Annotated in this window: 13 protein-coding genes; 4 read left to right on the forward strand and 9 right to left on the reverse strand. The window is 72.5% G+C overall.

Annotated elements, in window-relative coordinates; genetic code table 11:
- Positions 1-20 precede the first annotated feature (20 nt).
- Positions 21-791: a bestrophin-like domain gene (locus J8403_RS04755; RefSeq protein ID WP_211122018.1), complete on the forward strand. Its 771-nt coding sequence runs from the start codon at positions 21-23 to the stop codon at positions 789-791.
- Here the strand turns inward: J8403_RS04755 and J8403_RS04760 are convergent.
- Together J8403_RS04760 and J8403_RS04765 are read right to left on the reverse strand one after the other, a co-directional pair.
- On the reverse strand, positions 754-2,046 hold the full coding sequence (locus J8403_RS04760) for a cytochrome P450 (RefSeq protein WP_211122019.1): 1,293 nt from the start codon (positions 2,044-2,046) through the stop codon (positions 754-756). The two genes, J8403_RS04755 and J8403_RS04760, sit on opposite strands and share 38 nt — an antisense overlap.
- Positions 2,047-2,247: 201 nt before the next feature.
- Positions 2,248-3,099 (reverse strand): metallophosphoesterase family protein, encoded by an 852-nt coding sequence (locus J8403_RS04765; RefSeq protein ID WP_059148448.1) that lies wholly within the window; start codon positions 3,097-3,099, stop codon positions 2,248-2,250.
- A gap of 106 nt (positions 3,100-3,205) precedes the next feature.
- On the opposite strand from J8403_RS04765, the gene J8403_RS04770 reads away from it, so the two are divergent.
- Both J8403_RS04770 and J8403_RS04775 read left to right on the forward strand, forming a co-directional pair.
- Positions 3,206-3,667, forward strand: a complete 462-nt coding sequence (locus J8403_RS04770; protein WP_078639047.1) for a universal stress protein — start codon at positions 3,206-3,208, stop codon at positions 3,665-3,667.
- An 84-nt stretch (positions 3,668-3,751) separates the two neighbouring features.
- Positions 3,752-3,964, forward strand: a complete 213-nt coding sequence (locus tag J8403_RS04775; RefSeq protein WP_093467158.1) for a dodecin — start codon at positions 3,752-3,754, stop codon at positions 3,962-3,964.
- Positions 3,965-4,010: 46 nt separating this feature from the next.
- On the opposite strand, the gene J8403_RS04780 is transcribed toward J8403_RS04775, so the two are convergent.
- The 6 genes from J8403_RS04780 to J8403_RS04805 all read right to left on the reverse strand — a co-directional run bounded on the left by J8403_RS04780 (position 4,011) and on the right by J8403_RS04805 (position 12,067).
- Positions 4,011-5,078, reverse strand: coding sequence for a phosphatidylinositol-specific phospholipase C domain-containing protein (locus J8403_RS04780; RefSeq protein WP_211122020.1), 1,068 nt, complete (start codon positions 5,076-5,078; stop codon positions 4,011-4,013).
- A 215-nt stretch (positions 5,079-5,293) separates the two neighbouring features.
- A complete protein-coding gene (locus tag J8403_RS04785) occupies positions 5,294-6,382 on the reverse strand; it encodes an NAD-dependent epimerase/dehydratase family protein (protein ID WP_211122021.1) in 1,089 nt (362 codons plus the stop codon).
- Positions 6,383-6,427: 45 nt separating this feature from the next.
- Positions 6,428-8,266 carry a transketolase gene (locus tag J8403_RS04790; RefSeq protein WP_211122022.1) on the reverse strand — a complete coding sequence of 613 codons (1,839 nt, stop codon included), beginning with the start codon at positions 8,264-8,266 and terminating at the stop codon, positions 6,428-6,430.
- A 27-nt stretch (positions 8,267-8,293) separates the two neighbouring features.
- On the reverse strand, positions 8,294-9,613 hold the full coding sequence (locus J8403_RS04795) for an NAD(P)/FAD-dependent oxidoreductase (protein WP_211122023.1): 1,320 nt from the start codon (positions 9,611-9,613) through the stop codon (positions 8,294-8,296).
- 169 nt (positions 9,614-9,782) lie between these two features.
- Positions 9,783-10,994 carry an FAD-dependent monooxygenase gene (locus J8403_RS04800; protein WP_211122024.1) on the reverse strand — a complete coding sequence of 404 codons (1,212 nt, stop codon included), beginning with the start codon at positions 10,992-10,994 and terminating at the stop codon, positions 9,783-9,785.
- Positions 10,995-11,200: 206 nt separating this feature from the next.
- The gene (locus J8403_RS04805; RefSeq protein ID WP_211122025.1) at positions 11,201-12,067 is read right to left on the reverse strand and encodes an Fpg/Nei family DNA glycosylase; all 867 of its coding nucleotides are present in this window, start codon (positions 12,065-12,067) and stop codon (positions 11,201-11,203) included.
- Between the two features lie 158 nt (positions 12,068-12,225).
- Here J8403_RS04805 and J8403_RS04810 point away from each other — a divergent pair, with 158 nt between their 5' ends.
- Positions 12,226-15,048: a peroxidase family protein gene (locus J8403_RS04810; protein ID WP_246585690.1), complete on the forward strand. Its 2,823-nt coding sequence runs from the start codon at positions 12,226-12,228 to the stop codon at positions 15,046-15,048.
- A 24-nt stretch (positions 15,049-15,072) separates the two neighbouring features.
- On the opposite strand, the gene ccrA is transcribed toward J8403_RS04810, so the two are convergent.
- Positions 15,073-16,416, reverse strand: a complete 1,344-nt coding sequence (gene ccrA / locus J8403_RS04815) for a crotonyl-CoA carboxylase/reductase (RefSeq protein WP_211122026.1) — start codon at positions 16,414-16,416, stop codon at positions 15,073-15,075.
- Between the last annotated feature and the right edge of the window lie 48 nt (positions 16,417-16,464).

Genomic DNA, 16,464 nt, shown 5'->3' on the forward strand with positions numbered 1-16,464 from the left:
AACCGCTTGGGAGGTTATGCATGCCCGAATGGCTGATTATGGCCCTGGTGATGGCCGGGACCTGTGCGGTCGTGATCACCGGGGCGGTCCTCAACGCCCGCCGGCTCGGGGACGAGGACGATCCGGACGAGACCCCCGATGTCCTCGACTACATGATCATGATGATCGGCGTGGTCTACGCGATCGTGCTGGGCCTGGCGATCGCCGGCGTCTGGGAGGCCCGCTCCGCCGCGCAGGACGGGGTCCGTACGGAGGCACAGGCGCTGCACGAGGTGGCCGAGCGGGCGAGCGTCTACCCCGGCCCGGTGCGCGACCGCATCCGCGAGGACGTGGACGCGTATGTGCGCCATGTGGTGCACACGGAGTTCAAGGTGATGATCGACAAGGGCGAGCTCACCGACCGCGGCGGCGAGCTGCTGAAGACCCTGCGCCACGACGTCACCTTCGCGACACCGCACAGCGATCTCCAGTCGCAGGCGTACCAGCCGATGGTGGATCAGGTGGCCGCCGTGGACGACGCGCGGAACGCCCGGCAGCAGAGCGCGGGGCCCACGATGCCCCATCTGGTCTGGTTCGGCCTGGTGCTGGGCGCGGCGCTGGTGGTCGGGCTGGTCTTCACCCTGCAGATCCGCCGCTCGCCCCGGGAGCTGATGCTCGCGGTGATGTTCACCGCGCTCATCGTCTTCCTGCTCTTCCTGGTGTGGGACTTCGACGCACCCTTCGGCCGGTCCGTCGGCGATTCGACCACGGCCTTCACCGATCTGTTCCCCAGCGCACGGGGAGGGTCTTGAGCCCGTTCTGGAAGTTGGAGGTGAGCCGCACCGGGTCGCCCGCCCGGTGCAGCCCCGGCAGCCGGTCCAGGGCGGCGCGCAGCATGGCCCGCATCTGGACGCGGGCCAGACGCGCGCCCAGGCAGACATGCGGTCCGAAGCCGAAGCTCAGATGGTCGTTGGGGGCGCGGGTGATGTCGAACCGGTCGGGGTCGGTGAAGACGGTTTCGTCGCGGTTGGCCGAGGCGTGGAAGACGACGACCTTCTCACCGCGGCGGATGAGCTGCCCGCCCAGTTCCACATCGCGGATGGCGGTGCGCCGGAAGTCGATGACGGGCGGCCAGAAGCGCAGCATCTCCTCCACCGCGGGGCCGGTCAGCTCGGGCCGGTCGCGCAGCAGCCGCAGGCTCTCGGGGTGGTCGAGCAGGGTGAGCAGCCCGCCGGGGATGCCGTTGCGCAGGGTCTCGTTGCCCGCCACGGCGAAGAGGAAGAACATGTTCTCGAACTCGTCCCGGCTCAGCCCGCCCTCCCGCATCCGCGCCATCACACTGCCCGGACGGGGCCGCTCGGCGAGCGCGTGGGCGTAGGCGAACATATCGGCCAGGGCCTCGCGGGAACGCGGGTTCATCGGCCGGCCGTCGGGGCGTCGCGCCGCCGGGGCCGGTCGGCGGGCGAGGGCGGCGCGCCCCATGGGGCTCAGCTCCTCGAGGGCCGCGGTGGACGATCCGGCGTAGTCGGCGTCCTGGTAGCCGATGACCCTGCCGGCCCAGTCGAAGAGCAGCCGCCGGTCGCCCTCGGGGATGCCCATCACATGGGCGAGGGTCCAGACCGGCAGATCGGCGGCGAGCTCGACGAAGTCGGCCTCGCCGCGCCCGGCCACGGAGTCCACGAGCGCCGCCGCGCGCTCCTCGATGACCTCCTCCAGCTCCCGTACCGCGCGCGGGGTGAAGGCCGCGGCGACGATGCGGCGGCTGCGGGAGTGGTCGGGCGGGTCCTGGTTGAGCATCATCGCCCGCACGAACTCCAGATCGGCGGGGGTGTCGGGGTCGCGGATCTGGGTGGCCCCGAGGTGGGAGGAGAAGACCTCGGGGGTGCGCAGGACGTGTTTGACGTCGGCGTGCCGGAACACCGCCCAGAAGCCGGGGCCGGCCGGCCAGGCCCCGACCGCGGGCTCCTCGATCCGGCAGACCGGGCGGGTGGCGCGCAGTTCGGCGAAGAGCGCGTAGGGGACACCGGCGGTGTAGGTCTCGGGAAGGAACGCCTCGACAGGGTTCACAGCCGAGACCGTACGGCGCCGCCCTCCGGGCCCGTCAAGACGCCCGGAGGCCACCGACCCCCTGAGCCCCCGAAAGAGACCCCGAGCCCACCGGACGCCCCGACCCCACCGGACCTCGCGAGCCCACCAAAAAACACGCCGAGCCCACCGGACGCCCCGGGCCCGCCGGAGACCGTGAGCCCGTCGGACGCCGTGCGACCCCTACGGCACCGGCACCGGGAGGATCCGGCGCAGCGGGTCCTCCGGCAGCCGGCCGTGGGCCTTCCACTCCCGGGGGTAGCCGACCGAGACCTCCTGGAACTTCACCCCGTCCTCCACCGTGGTCCGGGGGATGTGCAGATGGCCGTAGACGACCGTCTCGGCCCGGAACCGCACATGCCAGTCGGCGGTCAGCTCGGTGCCGCACCACAGCGCGAAGTCGGGGTAGCGCAGCACCCGGGTGGGCAGCCGGGTCATCGGCCAGTGGTTGATGAGCACGGTCCGCAGCCCCGGATCGACGGCCGCCAGCCGGGCCTCGGTCTCGGCCACCCGGGCCCGGCACCACGCGTCGCGGGTGGGGTAGGGGTCGGGGTGCAGGAAGTGCTCGTCGGTGCAGACCACGCCCACCTCATGGGCGTGGGCCAGCGCGGCCTCCTTGGTGGCCATGCCGTCGAGGCGGAAGGTGTAGTCGTAGAGCAGGAACAGCGGGGCGATGACCAGCGGCCCGCCGATGCCTTCCCAGAGCGGGTAGGGGTCCTCGGGGGTGACGATGCCCTTCGCCCGGCACATCTCCACCAGCGCCTCGTAGCGCGCCACCCCCCGGACTTCCAAGGGGTCCTTGGGATGGGTCCACAGCTCGTGGTTTCCCGGTGACCAGATGACTTTGGCGAAACGCTCGCTCAGCAGGCCGAGGACCTCCTCGATCTCGGAGAAGACCTCGCCGACGTCCCCCGCGACGATCAGCCAGTCGTCGTCGGAGCCGGGCCGCAGCCGCTCCACGATCGCCCGGTTCTCCGAATAGGCCACATGCAGGTCGCTGATTGCGAGGAGTTCGCCCCCGTGGGTGCCACCCATTGTCTCTCCTGTCGTACGGTGGCGGTCATGACGCGGTCGCGGTGCTCGCGCGCCGCGGGACGGGCCGGGTGATCACCGGACCGTCCCTGGCGCTAGCCTCGCAGATGTGGTGGACAAACTCCCTCCGTCTTTTGAACGGGGAACCGACGGACCCAAGGTCATCGTGGCCGGACTGGACGGTTCCGAATCTTCCTGGCGTGCCACGGCCTACGCCGCCGGACTGGCCAGACGCCAAAAGGCACTGCTCGTCGTGGTCTACATCCAGCCGGTGCTGGCCGCCGGGGCGGCGCTGGGTGCCTCGGTGGCCGACACGACCGGCGAGGTGGCCGAGGAGCTGATGACGGAGATGCGCGAGGCCACCGAGCGGCTGCGCGGGGTCTTCGACGTGCGCTGGGAGTTCCATACCTTCCGGGGCGATCCGTACAACGGCCTGGCCCAGGCGGCCGATGAGCTGAAGGCCGACGCCGTGGTGGTGGGCGCGTCCGAGCAGGCCGGGCACCGCTTCATCGGCTCGGTGGCCGTACGGCTGGTCAAGGCGGGCCGCTGGCCGGTCACGGTGGTGCCGTAGGGCCCCTGCCGGCTCGCGGAGCCCGGCGCGGTGAGGCACCGTGGGAGAAACGAACGGACCACCCCATGGACCGGGGAGACTGCCATGGCCCACACCTACCGGGTGACCGAGATCGTCGGCTCGTCCACCGAGAGCGTCGACGACGCGATCCGCACCGCCATCGGCCGTGCCTCCAAGACGCTGCGCAACCTGGATTGGTTCGAGGTCGGCCAGGTCCGCGGGCATATCGAGGACGGCCGGATCGCCCACTACCAGGTGGGGCTGAAGGTCGGATTTCGGCTCGAGGACCCCGACTGACCCCGGCCGTGCCCGCACGGCGGGCACGGCCCCGGCGGTGGTGTGCTCAGCCACGGGGCACGACGGTGGAGAGCACGGACGGCAGCGGATACCAGTCGGCGGTCGCGAAGCTGGCGTGCCGGGCGGCGAGTTCGGAGACCCGGGTGCGCGCCTGGTCCTCGGTGGGGCTGATGCCGTCGATCGCGGGCGCCACGTTGTGCGCGTCCGTCATGATCAGCAGGTAGTGGCGGTCGTCGTACCAGGCGGTGTCCACACCGGTGGTGACATACGTGGACGCGTCGCCGTCGAAGACCACGAACCACGGCCGGAGGGTGGCGTCGGTGTAGCGGGTGCGCGGGTCGCCCGCGGCGGCGCCGTGGACGGCGGGGAAGGCGGCGGCCTGACCGAGCTTCCCGGCCGCGGACAGGTCCCGCAGATGGGTGGCGTACTCACGGTCGGTCCACAGCGAGTCCAGCGGGTTGTTCTCCTCGACCGTGCCCGGGATCAGCTCGACGATGAACTTGCCCGCGAGCGCCGAGCGGGACGGCCAGCCGTCCGCGCGCACCGCCTCGTCGAGGTTGGCATGGCCGCCCACCACATCCGCCGGGCGCAGCAGCGCGTCGCCCAGGGTGGTGCCGAGGAGGGTGTCGAGGTCGCCCGGGCCGCGTCCGCTCTTGCCGTAGAAGCCGTCCTTCATCTCCACCTTGATGAAGACGGGACGGTGGCCGGGATGGGCCTCGTGCCAGGCCCGCATGTCGGCGAGGCAGCCGGTCAGGCTCTGGTTGCGGGGCTTGGTGCGCAGCTGGTCCGGGCCGGCGGCGTTCTCGCAGTTGTTGTCGTTGCCGAGCGGATTGCTGTGCGAGACCCGCCAGCCGGCGCCGAACGCATTGGTCCACACGTCGAGTTCCAGGAGCGAGGCGCCGGAGTCGAGGGCGTCGGCGAAGTACGGATACTTGGCCTTTTCGTACGCGTTGTGCACCCCCACCGAGGTGGTGGCGGAATAGGACGGATCGTCCGCGGCGGCGGGCCGGGCCTCCGCCGGTGCCGTCAGACACAGTGCGGCGGCCGCCGCGGCGACCGCCACCGTTCCCGTGCGCCGGGCATGACCGCGCGCCGGATTCCCCACCCTGCCCATGTGTCCCCACCCTCGTCGACATCCCGACCAACTGGGCAGAAGCGTACGGGAGTCGCGTCACGGGTTACGAGGGGCAAGGGGTCACAGCGGAACGGGCCCCGCGGCGGTGCTGCCGCTGAGCCCGTCTCATGTGCCGCGTCTCACACGGCCGGGGGCCGTTTCCCGCCCGGCCGGGGTCCTTTCGGGGTCAGGGGTTCGGCGGGGTCAGGAGCGGGTCAGGGGCGCTCCCCCACTCCGGTCGTCGCGGCCTCGCGCGGCCGCCCGCTGGGCAGCTTGGCGGCCAGCGGGGCGGTCTGATCCATCCCGGTGCCGCGCCGCAGACCGGTGAGGAACTCCCGGAGCGTCTCGACGGCGGTGTGCCGGGGCCGCCAGCCCAGTTCCTCCTGGGCACGGGTGGTGTCCATCAGCGGGAGCCGCAGGGCCGCGTCGAACAGCTGGGGCGAGGGAGGCAGCAGATGCAGATGCCAGGCCGTGGCCATGGCCGAGCGGGCGGCGACGCGCGGGATCCGCACCGTCCGTGCGTCCAGGAGTCCGGCCAGCGTCGCGCCGTCGACCGGCGGTTCGGCCGCGAGGTTGAAGGCGCCGCGCACCTGGCGGCCGAGCGCCAGGCGGTACGCCTCGGCGGCGTCGTCGCTGTGCAGCACCTGGAGGCGCAGCCCGGGCAGGTCGAAGACCGCGGGCAGGAAGCCGGCGCGGATCAGCCGCCGGGGCAGGAACGGCCCCATGAACAGCCGGCGCTGCTCGGCCGCCGCCTCCTCCTTGAAGAGGAAGCCCGGCCGCATCCGCACCACCCGGATCTGCGGATGCTCCCGTTCGAAGGCGTCGAGCACCCGCTCCACATACGCCTTCTCACGGCAGTACGCGGCCTCCGGCCAGCCGTGGGTGGGCCAGGACTCGTCCACCGGGCGGCCGTCCTCGGGGCCGGGCGAGTAGGCGCCCACCGAGGAGGCGTACACCAGCACCGGCACCTCGGCCCGCGCCACCGCCTCGAAGACCCGGATACTGCCGAGGACATTGGTGTCCCAGGTGACGGCGGGCCGGTGGCTGGGCTGGATCAGCCAGGCGAGGTGGATGACCGCGTCGGCGCCCTCGAAGTGGCGTACGAGATCGGCCTCCGCACCGGTGTCCCGCCCGATGTCCGCCCGTACCCAGGTGGTCTTCGGCGGCGACCAGTCGGGCACCCTGCGGGCGACGCCCACGATCGATTCGATGTCCGGGGCCTCGCCCAGCGCGCGGACGACGCTCGTACCGGCGTTGCCGGTGGCTCCGACCACCACCACGCGCATGCCCTGCTTGATGCCCATGTGTCCGCTCCTTCCGGCCGCGTCGTGTCCTCGGCGTCCGCCTCCTCAGCCGGCCCGGCCGACCAGCTCCCGCGCGGCCGCGACGATCGCGTCCGCGTCGATTCCCGCGTCGCTCAGCTGCTCGTCGGGGGTCGAGGAGCCCGGCATGATGCGCACCGCGAGCCGGATCGTCCGGGGCACCGGACGGCCGTCGCCGAACGCCTCGAGCACCGCGTCGCCCAGTCCGCCCTCGGGGTGGTGGTCCTCCACGGTGATCAGCCGGCCCGTCACCTCGGCGGCGGTGCGCAGCGTCTCGGCGTCCACCGGCTTGACCGAGTACAGGTCGATGACGCGGGCGGGGATGCCCTCCTGGGCGAGCCGGTCGGCGGCCTCGATGGCCTCGTGCAGGGTGACCCCCGCGCCGATGAGGGTGACCTGGTCGTCGTCGGTGGCGCGGACGACCTTGGAGCCGCCGATGGGGAAGCTCTCGGTGGGCGGGTAGATGACCGGCGTTCCGCCGCGGGTGGTGCGCAGATAGCGGATGCCGGACTCCGCGGCCATGGCGGCGGTCAGCTGGGCGGTCTGGTTGGCGTCGCACGGGTAGAGCACGGTGCTGCCGTGCACCGCCCGCATGGCCGCCAGGTCCTCCACGCCCATCTGCGAGGGGCCGTCCTCACCGATGGCCACCCCGGCGTGGGAGCCGATGAGGTTGAGGTCCGCGTCGCTGATGGCGGCCATCCGGATGAAGTCGTAGGCGCGGGTGAAGAAGGCCGCGAAGGTGGAGACGTACGGGTTCCAGCCGCGGGCCTGCATGCCGACGGCGGCGGCCACCAGCTGCTGCTCGGCGATGAAGAACTCGAAGTACCGCTCGGGGTGTTCCTTGTGGAAGTACTCCAGCCGGGTGGAGTCGCCCACCTCGCCGTCGAGCGCCACCACAGCGCCGCGGGCGGTGCCGACGGCGGCCACCGCCTCGCCGAACGCGTCACGGGTGGGCACCGAGTCGCCGGTGTTGTAGCGCGGCAGGACCAGCGGGCCCTCGGCGAAGGGCCGGGTGGGCGAGACCGAGGGCGGGCCGAGCACCGGCACGGCCAGGTTGCGTACGCCACCGAGTTCGGCGATGGCCTCCTCCGCGTTCTTCAGCGGCTTGCCGTGCATGCCCTCGCGGTTCTCCACCGAGGCGACGCCGCGGCCCTTCATGGTGCGGGCGATGATGGCGGTGGGGCGGCCGACGGTGGACAGCGCCTCGGCGTAGGCGCGGTCGATGGCCTCGATGTCATGGCCGTCGATCTCGATGGTGTGCCAGTCGAAGGCGCGGATGCGCCGCGCGTAGGCGTCCAGGTCCCATTCGTGGCGGGTGGGGCCGCGCTGGCCGAGCCGGTTCACATCGATGATGGCGATGAGGTTGTCCAGCCGCTCGTAGCCCGCGTGCTCGAACGCCTCCCACATCGAGCCCTCGGCCATCTCGCTGTCGCCGCACAGCACCCAGACGCGGTAGGGCACATGGTCGAGCCGCTTGCCGCTCAGCGCCATGCCCACGCCGTAGGGCAGGCCCTGGCCGAGCGATCCGGTGGCCACGTCCACCCACGGCAGCCGCGGGGTGGGGTGGCCCTCCAGCCTGCTGCCGCGCTTGCGGAAGGTGAGGAACTCCTCGTCGCGGAGGGCCCCGGCCGCCTTGTAGACCGAGTAGAGCAGCGGCGAGGCATGGCCCTTGGAGAAGATCAGGTGGTCATTGCCCGGTCGCTCGGGCTGCTCGAAGTCATAGCGCAGATGGTTTCCCATCAGGACGGCCATCAGGTCCGCCGCCGACATCGACGACGTGGGATGGCCGGACCCGGCGGCATCGGCGGCACGCACCGAGTCCACACGGAGCTGCTGCCCCAGCTCGCTGAGTTGTTCGTGTCGCATTGTTCTCCTTCCAGGTTTCGCCGACGGTCAGCCGCGACCCGCCCGTACCGTCTGCGCGACCTCGGGCGATTCGGTGTCCAGCGGCACCGCCCAGGGCGGGATCACCCCGAGCTGCACCCCCTGACGTGGCAGCACCGCGTCGAGCAGCCAGTCGGCGGCCACCCGGACCCGGTTCCCCGGCATCGCCGTCAGGTGATAGCCGCGGGTGACCGCGCTCGCGATCGGCCCGGACAGCGGTATGTGCAGCGGGTTCGCGGCGGCCTGCGCCCCGCCGAGGTCGACGGTGAACCCGAGGTCATGGTGTTTGTACGGTTTGGGGGCACCGCGCCCGAGGGAGGCCAGGACGTTGTGGGCCGCGACCTTTCCCTGCCGGTGGGCGTGCTGCGCGGTCATCGGGGTGAACTGGCCCGGCCGGGTCAGATCGGGTACCGCTGCGGCGTCCCCGCAGGCCAGCACCTCCGGGTGGCCGGGCACGGCCAGATACTGGTCGACCCGCAGCCGGCCGCGTTCGGTCGGCAGCCCGAGTTGCTCCACCAGCGGGTCGGGGCGCACCCCGACACACCAGATCAGCGACCGGGTGTCGATGAACTCGCCGTCGTCCAGCCGCACGCCCTCCGAGGTGGCCTCCTTGACCGTGGTGCCGGTGCGGATCTCCACACCCCGCTTGCGCAGCACCCGGTCGGCCGTGCGGGAGAGCTTCTTGTCCAGCTCCGGCAGTACCCGGGGGGCGATGTCGATCAGCAGCCAGCGGGGCCGCGGCGCGTCGCGCAGCGTGGTGTTCTTCCGCGCGAGCGAGTCGGTGAAGAGCACCCCGTGGGCGGCCACCTCGGTGCCGGTGTAGCCGGCGCCGACCACCACGAAGGTGCGGCGGGCGGCCCGCTCCCGGGGATCCTCGCTGGTGCCGGACATCTCGATCTGCCGGGTGACGTGGTCGCGCAGGAAGAGCGCCTCCGGCATGCCGCGGAAGCCATGGGCGTGCTCGGCCACACCGGGGATCGGCAGCAGCTTGTTGACGCTGCCCACGGAGAGGATGAGGCGGTCGTAGGCCATCTCGCCGGACCGTCCGTCCGGGTCCTGCCAGGAGATCCGGCGGGCGTCCAGGTCGACGCCGTGGACCTCGCCCAGCACCAGCCGGACATGCGGCAGGGTGCCGGTGAGGGAGACCGAGACCCGTCGGGGCTCCAGGACTCCGGCCGCCACTTCGGGCAGCAGCGGCAGATACAGGAAGTAGTCGTTGGGGTTGATCAGGACGATCTCCACCGCGCCCCTCAGGGTGCGGGAGAGGCCACGGGCAGCCTGGTAACCGGCGAAACCGGCACCGACGATCACTATGCGTACTGGGCTCACACGAATCTCCCGGGCATACGGGGCCAGGGAGCACCAAGTGCCCGTGAGAGTCCGGGCCAAACGTCGGGCCCAGGCGGCCCCGCCCCCGGGACCGCGTTCCGGAGGGTCCCGGTGCGGTGCGGGGGCGGGGCGCGGCGGCGGTAGGTCAGCGGCCGGGGGCCGCGGTAGGTCAGCGGCGCCGGCGGGCCGTCTGCGCGTCGACCGGCTCGTCCCAGTCGATGCGGTAGCCGGTCAGCCAGTCGGGGGCGCCGTTGCCGGCCCGGTCCAGTTTGCGCGGCATGGTGGCATCGCGCAGGGCTCGCGCCACGGGTCCCGGGGCGGTGCGGCGGGCCATGCCCGCGCTGGCCGTGGCGACCTTCTCGACCCGCTCCCGGCGCAGTGCCTCGTACGCGGCGAAGGCCGACTGGGGCGAGCGCAGATCGCGCAGGCATTTGGCGAGCACGACACCGTCCTCGATGGCCATCGACGCGCCCTGGGCGGCGTTGGGCGCGCAGGCGTGCGCGGCGTCGCCGACGATGACCATGGCCTCCTCGGACCAGGTGGGGGTGGAGATGAGGTCGTAGGCGGCGGTGGCCACGATGGAGTCGCCGGTGGCGCGGACCAGGTCGGCGGCGGGGGTGTGGTCCTCGGCGAAGAGCCTCAGCAGCCGCTCCCGCCACTCCTCGGGGGTGATGGCGGCGAGCTCGCCCTTGGACATCTCCTCGACCGGGGCGTTGCAGAACCACCACACCTCGCCGTCCGGGGCGGTGGTGCAGCCGAAGAACGCCTGCCTGCCGAAGATCATCGTGTAGGCGTCCGGGTCCGGGGGCGTCTCGGCGTCGCGGGTGTAGCCGCAGACGGTGTGCTGTCCGGTGTAGCGGGGCCGGGGCGCGGCCGCGTCGATGGCCCTGCGGACGAGCGAGTGGATACCGTCGGCGCCGATCAGCACATCGCCCACGGCGCGCCCGCCGTCGGCGAACGAGCAGACGATCCGGCCGTCGGGGCTGGTGTGGGCGGCCAGCAGCCGCTTGCCGTGCTCGATGCGCACTCCGCGGCGCATCGCCTCCTCGCGCAGCACCCGGGCGAGGGTGGCGCGTTTGAGGGTGACCGAGCCGAGGCCACCGTCCTGCGATCCGGACATGGGACGGTTGCCGAGCCGTTTGCCGGTGTTGCTGATGAACTCGACGCGGCCGACCGGGAAGGAGTTCTCCAGCACCGGTTCATGGGCGTCGATGGTGCGCAATGCCTCCAGGCCGTTGGCGGCGACGACGAGGAACGCACCCGCGTCGGTGGCGTCCGTGGGGTACGTCTCGTAGACGACCGCGTCGATCCCGGCTTTCCGCAGGGCCATCGCGGTCACCGTGCCGGCGATGCCGCCACCGATGATCAGGGCTGTGGTCATGGTGCTCCGTGACATGGCGTGGGGTGGTCGTGTCGTGGGGTTGCGACAGCACCATATGGCGGACCGGAGCTCCCCGGGTCAAGAGCGCCACTTCAACTACGCGGTGGCGAGCGGCATTTGGGACAGCTCCGGCAACCCGCCACGTGAGGGGCCCGCCACGTGAGCAGCCGCGCCACGTGAGGGGCTCCGCTTCGCGAGCGGCCCCGCTACTTGAGCAGTCGGGACAGCCGCCGGTCGGCGAGCGGCTTGCCGCCGGTCTGGCAGGTGGGGCAGTACTGCAGCGAGGAGTCGCGGAAGGACACCTCGCGGACGGTGTCCCCGCACACCGGGCACGGCTGCCCGGTGCGGCCGTGCACCCGCATGCCGCCGCGCTTCTCCCCCTTGAGGTCGGTGGCGGCCAGGCCGCGGGAGCGCTCGACGGCGGAGCGCAGCGTGGCGCCCATCGCCTCGTACACCCCGGCGATCTCCTCTTCGGTGAGGTCCGAGGCGAGCCGGTAGGGGGACATCCGGGCGGCGTGCAGGATCTCGTCCGAGTAGGCGTTGCCGATGCCGGCGATGACGCTCTGGTCGCGCAGCACCCCCTTGATCCGGTGGCGTACGCCGCGCAGCAGCCCGGCGAACGCCTCCAGGGTGAAGGAGTCGTCGAGCGGGTCCGGGCCCAGCCGGGCGATGCCGGGGACCTCCTGGGGGTCGCGGACCACGTACACCGCGAGCCCCTTGCGCGTCCCGGCCTCGGTGAGGTCAAAGCCGGAGCGCTCCGGACCGGCCAGCAGCAGCCGCAGCGCGAGCGGGCCCTTGCCGGGGCGCGGCGGGGCCTCGGGAAGGCCGTCCCGCCAGCGCAGCCAGCCCGCCTTGGCGAGGTGGACGACCAGATGGGGGCCGTCGGTGGCCAGGTCGAGGAACTTGCCGTGGCGGGCCACCGCCGTGACGGTGTGGCCTTCGAGCGCGCTCAGCGGTGGGTCGTAGGTCTTCAGAACGCTCACCGCGACGGGGAGGACGCGGGCGATCTCCCGGCCGGCGGCGCGCTCGGCCAGGATCGCGGTGAGGGCCTCCACCTCGGGCAGCTCCGGCATGCCACCAGTGTGCCGCAGGGCGGAGGCGAATCACCCGGGGCGCCCCGGAGGGGCGGGTTACCACCGACGCACCGCTCCGGGCTGCGGCCTCGCGAGCCCTCCCTTACCGTCTCTTTTGTCCCTTCTCGTCCCAGCCTGCCCCGTACGGAGCGTTCCCCATGGTCGACACCGGACAGCAGTCCGTACGAAGCGAGGCAGTACGCGGCGGTGAGGTGACACGCGTCGGTGAGGTGGCGCGGCACGAGGTGGCACGGCACGAGGGGACGGGCGGGACACGAGGCGCGAGGTACGAGGGCTATGAGGCGTACGAGGGCGGCAGCCCCGAGGCCGAGCGGCGGCGCTTCGAGAAGCTGACGCGCGAGCTGATGCGGACGCAGCGGACCCGCCCCGGCGGCGCGGACAGCCCGGGCGCCCCGCAGCTGCTGCGCCCCTTCCGGGCCAGGGCGACGCTGGGTGTGGAGAACGCCCGGCTGCGGTTCCGTGACGACCTGCCGCCGGAGCTGTGCGTGGGATACGCCCGGCCGGGCGCCGAGTACCCGGCCGTGGTGCGGCTGTCCAGCGCGAGCGGCACCGAGCGGCACGACACCACACCCGATCTGCGCCGGATGGCGGTGCGGGTCCAGGCCGGTCCGGAGGAGACCCACGATCTGCTGGCCACCAGCTTCCCGGTGTCGCATGCCGCCGATGTGCACGAGTTCGTCGCCTTCGCCAAGGCCACGGCGGGCGCGGGGAGCACCGTGGAGAAGGCGTTCGGGCTGTTCGTCCGGCTGCCGCTGGCGGTGGGCTGGGCCACCGCCGACCGGATGCGCCGCAATGTGCGGATCGCCACCCGCCATACGGTGGGCTCGCTGGCCCGCGAGACCTTCTGGAGCCGGGGCGCGATCCTGTGGGGCCCGGCCGGTCCGGTGCGGTATCAGCTGCGTCCGGCGCCCGGCGGCACCGCCGCTCCCCCGCCCGACCGCGGCGACCCCGACTATCTCGACCGTGAGCTGGCGATGCGGCTGTCCACCGGCGACGTCGCCTTCGAGCTGTGTGTGCAGCGCTATCTGGACGACCGCCGCACTCCGGTCGAGGACGGCTCGGTGGAGTGGCGGGAGAGCGACGCACCGGTCGTCCCGGTCGCGGTGCTCACGGTGCCGTGCCAGGACCTGGACAGCACCCGGGCCCGGGCGGCGGCCCGCCGGGTCGAGCTGCTGACGTTCAACCCCTGGCACACCACGGAGGAGTTCCGTCCGCTGGGCAATCTCAACCGGGCGCGCAAGGCCGCGTACGAGGTCGCCGCGGCGCACCGCCTCGGCCTGCGCCTCCCCGCCACCGAGCCGGGCCCCACCGCCGAACCGGGCCCGACCGCCGAGCCGAGCCCGACCGCCGAGCCGAGCCCCACCGCGCTGCTGCCCGTTCCGGTGCGCGCCGCCTTCGACCTACCGGTGCGCGCGGCCTTCGGCCTGGTCAACCGCTGTGTGCCCTGGCATCGGCTGCCGGACCCGCTGGGGGTGCTCAACCCGGACGCGCTGGGCCGGACGCTGCGCCGGCTCGGCCTCCTCGACGCGGCCCCGCCCGAGACGCCGCCGCATCCCGATCCGGCCACCGCCCCGGCCGTGGCGCGCAGGGAGGGGGCGCGGACGGAGGGGGCGCGGCCGGACGTGGCCGGGGCCGCCGTCGGCCGTCGCCCGTCAGCGGTCCACCGGCCCGAGCTGATCCATGTGCCCCACCCCGCCACGGTCAGCGAACGGCTGCTGCGCCGGGAGCGCTTCCGGCCCGCCACCTCGCTCAATGTCCTGGCGGCCGCCTGGACCCACTTCCAGTCCCCGGACTGGGTCGACGCCGCCTCCCACCGGTGGGACGGCTCGCAGGTGTACGGCGGCGCCGGGCCGCGCCTGGAGGAGGGCCATCTGTCGCTGGGCCCGGGCGGGGTGCCGCCGATCGGCTCTCCCGGCGCCTGGTGGCTGGGGCTCAGCACAGTGCACACGCTCTTCGCCCGTGAGCACGAGGCGGTGTGCGAGGCGCTGCGCCGCACCCATCCGGCGATGGGCGGGGAGGCGGTGCACCATACGGCCCGGCTGGTGGTCTCCGCGCTCATCGCCAAGATCCATACGGTGGAGTGGATTCCGGCGATCTTCGCCACCGAGGTGATCGACCTCGGGTCGAAGACCAACTGGCAGGGCCCGCCCGCCCATTGGCTGTCCCGGCTCGGCCTGTGGCTGTTCGAGGCGAGCGCGTCGGCGGGCGGCTCCCGCGGCGTGCCGGACCACCCCCGGGTGCCGTTCGCCCTCGCCGAGGAGTTCATGACGGTCTACCGGACCCATGCGCTGGTCCCGGACGACATCGAGCTGTGCGACCACCGCTTCGGGCGGCGGTCGCGGTCGCTCGGCTTCGACGAGGTGCGGGGCGCGGCGGCCGAGGCGGTGATGCGCAAGACGGGGCTCGCCGACGCCCTCTACTCCTTCGGCATCGCCCACCCGGGCGCGATCACCCTGGGCAACTACCCGCGCGCACTGCGGCGCTTCGAACGGGACGGCGAGCTCCTCGATCTGCCGGTGGCGGAGCTGATGCGGGCCCGGCGGCGGGGCGTACCGCGGTACAACGACTTCCGGGCCCGGCTGGGCAGAGCGCGGATCCGGTCCTTCGAGGAGCTGTCCCCCGATCAGGACACGGTGGCGCGGCTCGAGGAGGTCTACGCCTCGGTCAACGAGATCGACACCATGGTGGGGCTGTTCGCGGAGAACCCGCCCGGGGGGCCGGCGTTCAGCGAGACGGCCTTCCATGTCCTGCTGCACATGGCCACCCGGCGGATTCAGGACGACCGCCTCCTGACCGCCGACTTCCGGCCGGAGGTGTACACCCCGCTGGGGCTGGACTGGGTGGAGAAGTCCAGCATGACCTCGGTGATCCTGCGGCACTGCCCGGAGCTGGCCGGAGTGCTGCCCCGCGGGGCGAATCCGTTCGCGCCCTGGCGGCCGGTGGCGCCGTCCCTGCCCTGACCGCGGCCGTGGACCGGTTCGGGTTCAGTCCTGGCCGCGGAAGCGGTTGATGGACGGCAGATGGCGCTCGCGCAGCTCCGGATCGCGCACTCCCAGCCCCTCTTCCGGGGCCAGGCACAGGACGCCGACCTTCCCGGAGTGGCGGTTGCGGTGGACGTCCTGGGTGGCCGTGCCGACCGCCGTGAGCGGATAGACCTTGGAGAGCGTGGGGTGGACCATCCCCTTCTCGATCAGCCGGTTGGCCGCCCAGGCCTCCCGGTAGTTGGCGAAGTGGGTGCCGATGATGCGCTTGAGCGCCATCCACAGATAGCGGTTGTCGTACTCGTGGCGGTAGCCGGACGTCGAGGCGCAGGTGACGATGGTTCCGCCGCGCCGCGCCACAAACACACTGGCGCCGAAGGTCTCGCGGCCGGGGTGCTCCAGGACGATGTCCGGATCGTCGCCGCCGGTCAGTTCGCGGATCCGGGCCCCGAAGCGCTTCCACTCCTTGGGGTCGGGCGTGGACGCGTCCTTCCAGAACCGATAGCCCTCCTCGGCCCGGTCGATGACCAGCTCGGCCCCCATGGAGCGGACGAGTTCGGCCTTGCGCTGCCCGGAGACCACGCACACCGGGATGGACCCGCCGTTGACGGCCAGCTGGGTGGCGTACGAGCCGAGGCCACCGGCCGCGCCCCAGATGAGGGTCACATCGCCCTGTTTCATCTGGGCGCCGTTGCGGGAGACGAGCTGCCGGTACGCCGTGGAGTTGACCAGGCCCGAGGAGGCGGCCTCCTCCCAGGTGAGGTGGGCGGGCATCGGCATCAGCTGGTTGGCCTTGACCAGGGAGAGCTCGGCGAGCCCGCCGAAGTTGGTCTCGAAGCCCCAGATGCGCTGCTCGGGGTCGAGCATGCTGTCGTCGTGGCCGTCCGGTGAGCGCAGTTCGATGGACAGGCAGTGGGCCACCACCCGGTCGCCGGGCTTCCAGTGGCGCACCCCCGGCCCGGTGCGCAGCACCACACCGGCCAGGTCGGAGCCGAGGACGTGGTAGGGCTGGTCGTGGCGGGCCGCTCCGGGGTCGTCGGTCCGTGCGTAGCGCTCCAGGAAGCCGAAGGTCGGCAGCGGTTCGAAGATGGCGCTCCACACGGTGTTGTAGTTGATCGCGCCGGCCATGACCGCGATCACCGCCTCGCCCGGGCCCGGTTCGGGCGTGGGCACCTCACGGATGTGGAGCGACTTCTGAGGGTCCTTGTCCTTGGTGGCCATGCCCTCGAACATCTCGGATTCCTCTTTGAGGATCACCGCGCCCCGATAGGACTCGGGCACGCTCAAGGCGGCGAAATCCGCGGCCACCGCATCCTCTGCCAGCACGGCGCTGATGATGTCCTGCATGACATGTCCTCCGATGTACCGCCCCGGGGCACCCTGTGTCCCGGAGGC

The sequence above is a fragment of the Streptomyces yatensis genome (genome assembly GCF_018069625.1).
In the GTDB taxonomy this organism is placed as follows: domain Bacteria; phylum Actinomycetota; class Actinomycetes; order Streptomycetales; family Streptomycetaceae; genus Streptomyces; species Streptomyces yatensis.

Coding starts and splice junctions, on each gene's coding strand:
- J8403_RS04755 (WP_211122018.1), top strand. CDS start 21: ATGCCCGAATGGCTGATTATGGCCCTGGTGATGGCCGGGACCTGTGCG.
- J8403_RS04765 (WP_059148448.1), bottom strand. CDS start 3,099: ATGGGTGGCACCCACGGGGGCGAACTCCTCGCAATCAGCGACCTGCAT.
- J8403_RS04775 (WP_093467158.1), top strand. CDS start 3,752: ATGGCCCACACCTACCGGGTGACCGAGATCGTCGGCTCGTCCACCGAG.
- J8403_RS04780 (WP_211122020.1), bottom strand. CDS start 5,078: ATGGGCAGGGTGGGGAATCCGGCGCGCGGTCATGCCCGGCGCACGGGA.
- J8403_RS04785 (WP_211122021.1), bottom strand. CDS start 6,382: ATGGGCATCAAGCAGGGCATGCGCGTGGTGGTGGTCGGAGCCACCGGC.
- J8403_RS04790 (WP_211122022.1), bottom strand. CDS start 8,266: ATGCGACACGAACAACTCAGCGAGCTGGGGCAGCAGCTCCGTGTGGAC.
- J8403_RS04800 (WP_211122024.1), bottom strand. CDS start 10,994: ATGACCACAGCCCTGATCATCGGTGGCGGCATCGCCGGCACGGTGACC.
- J8403_RS04805 (WP_211122025.1), bottom strand. CDS start 12,067: ATGCCGGAGCTGCCCGAGGTGGAGGCCCTCACCGCGATCCTGGCCGAG.
- J8403_RS04810 (WP_246585690.1), top strand. CDS start 12,226: ATGGTCGACACCGGACAGCAGTCCGTACGAAGCGAGGCAGTACGCGGC.
- ccrA (WP_211122026.1), bottom strand. CDS start 16,416: ATGCAGGACATCATCAGCGCCGTGCTGGCAGAGGATGCGGTGGCCGCG.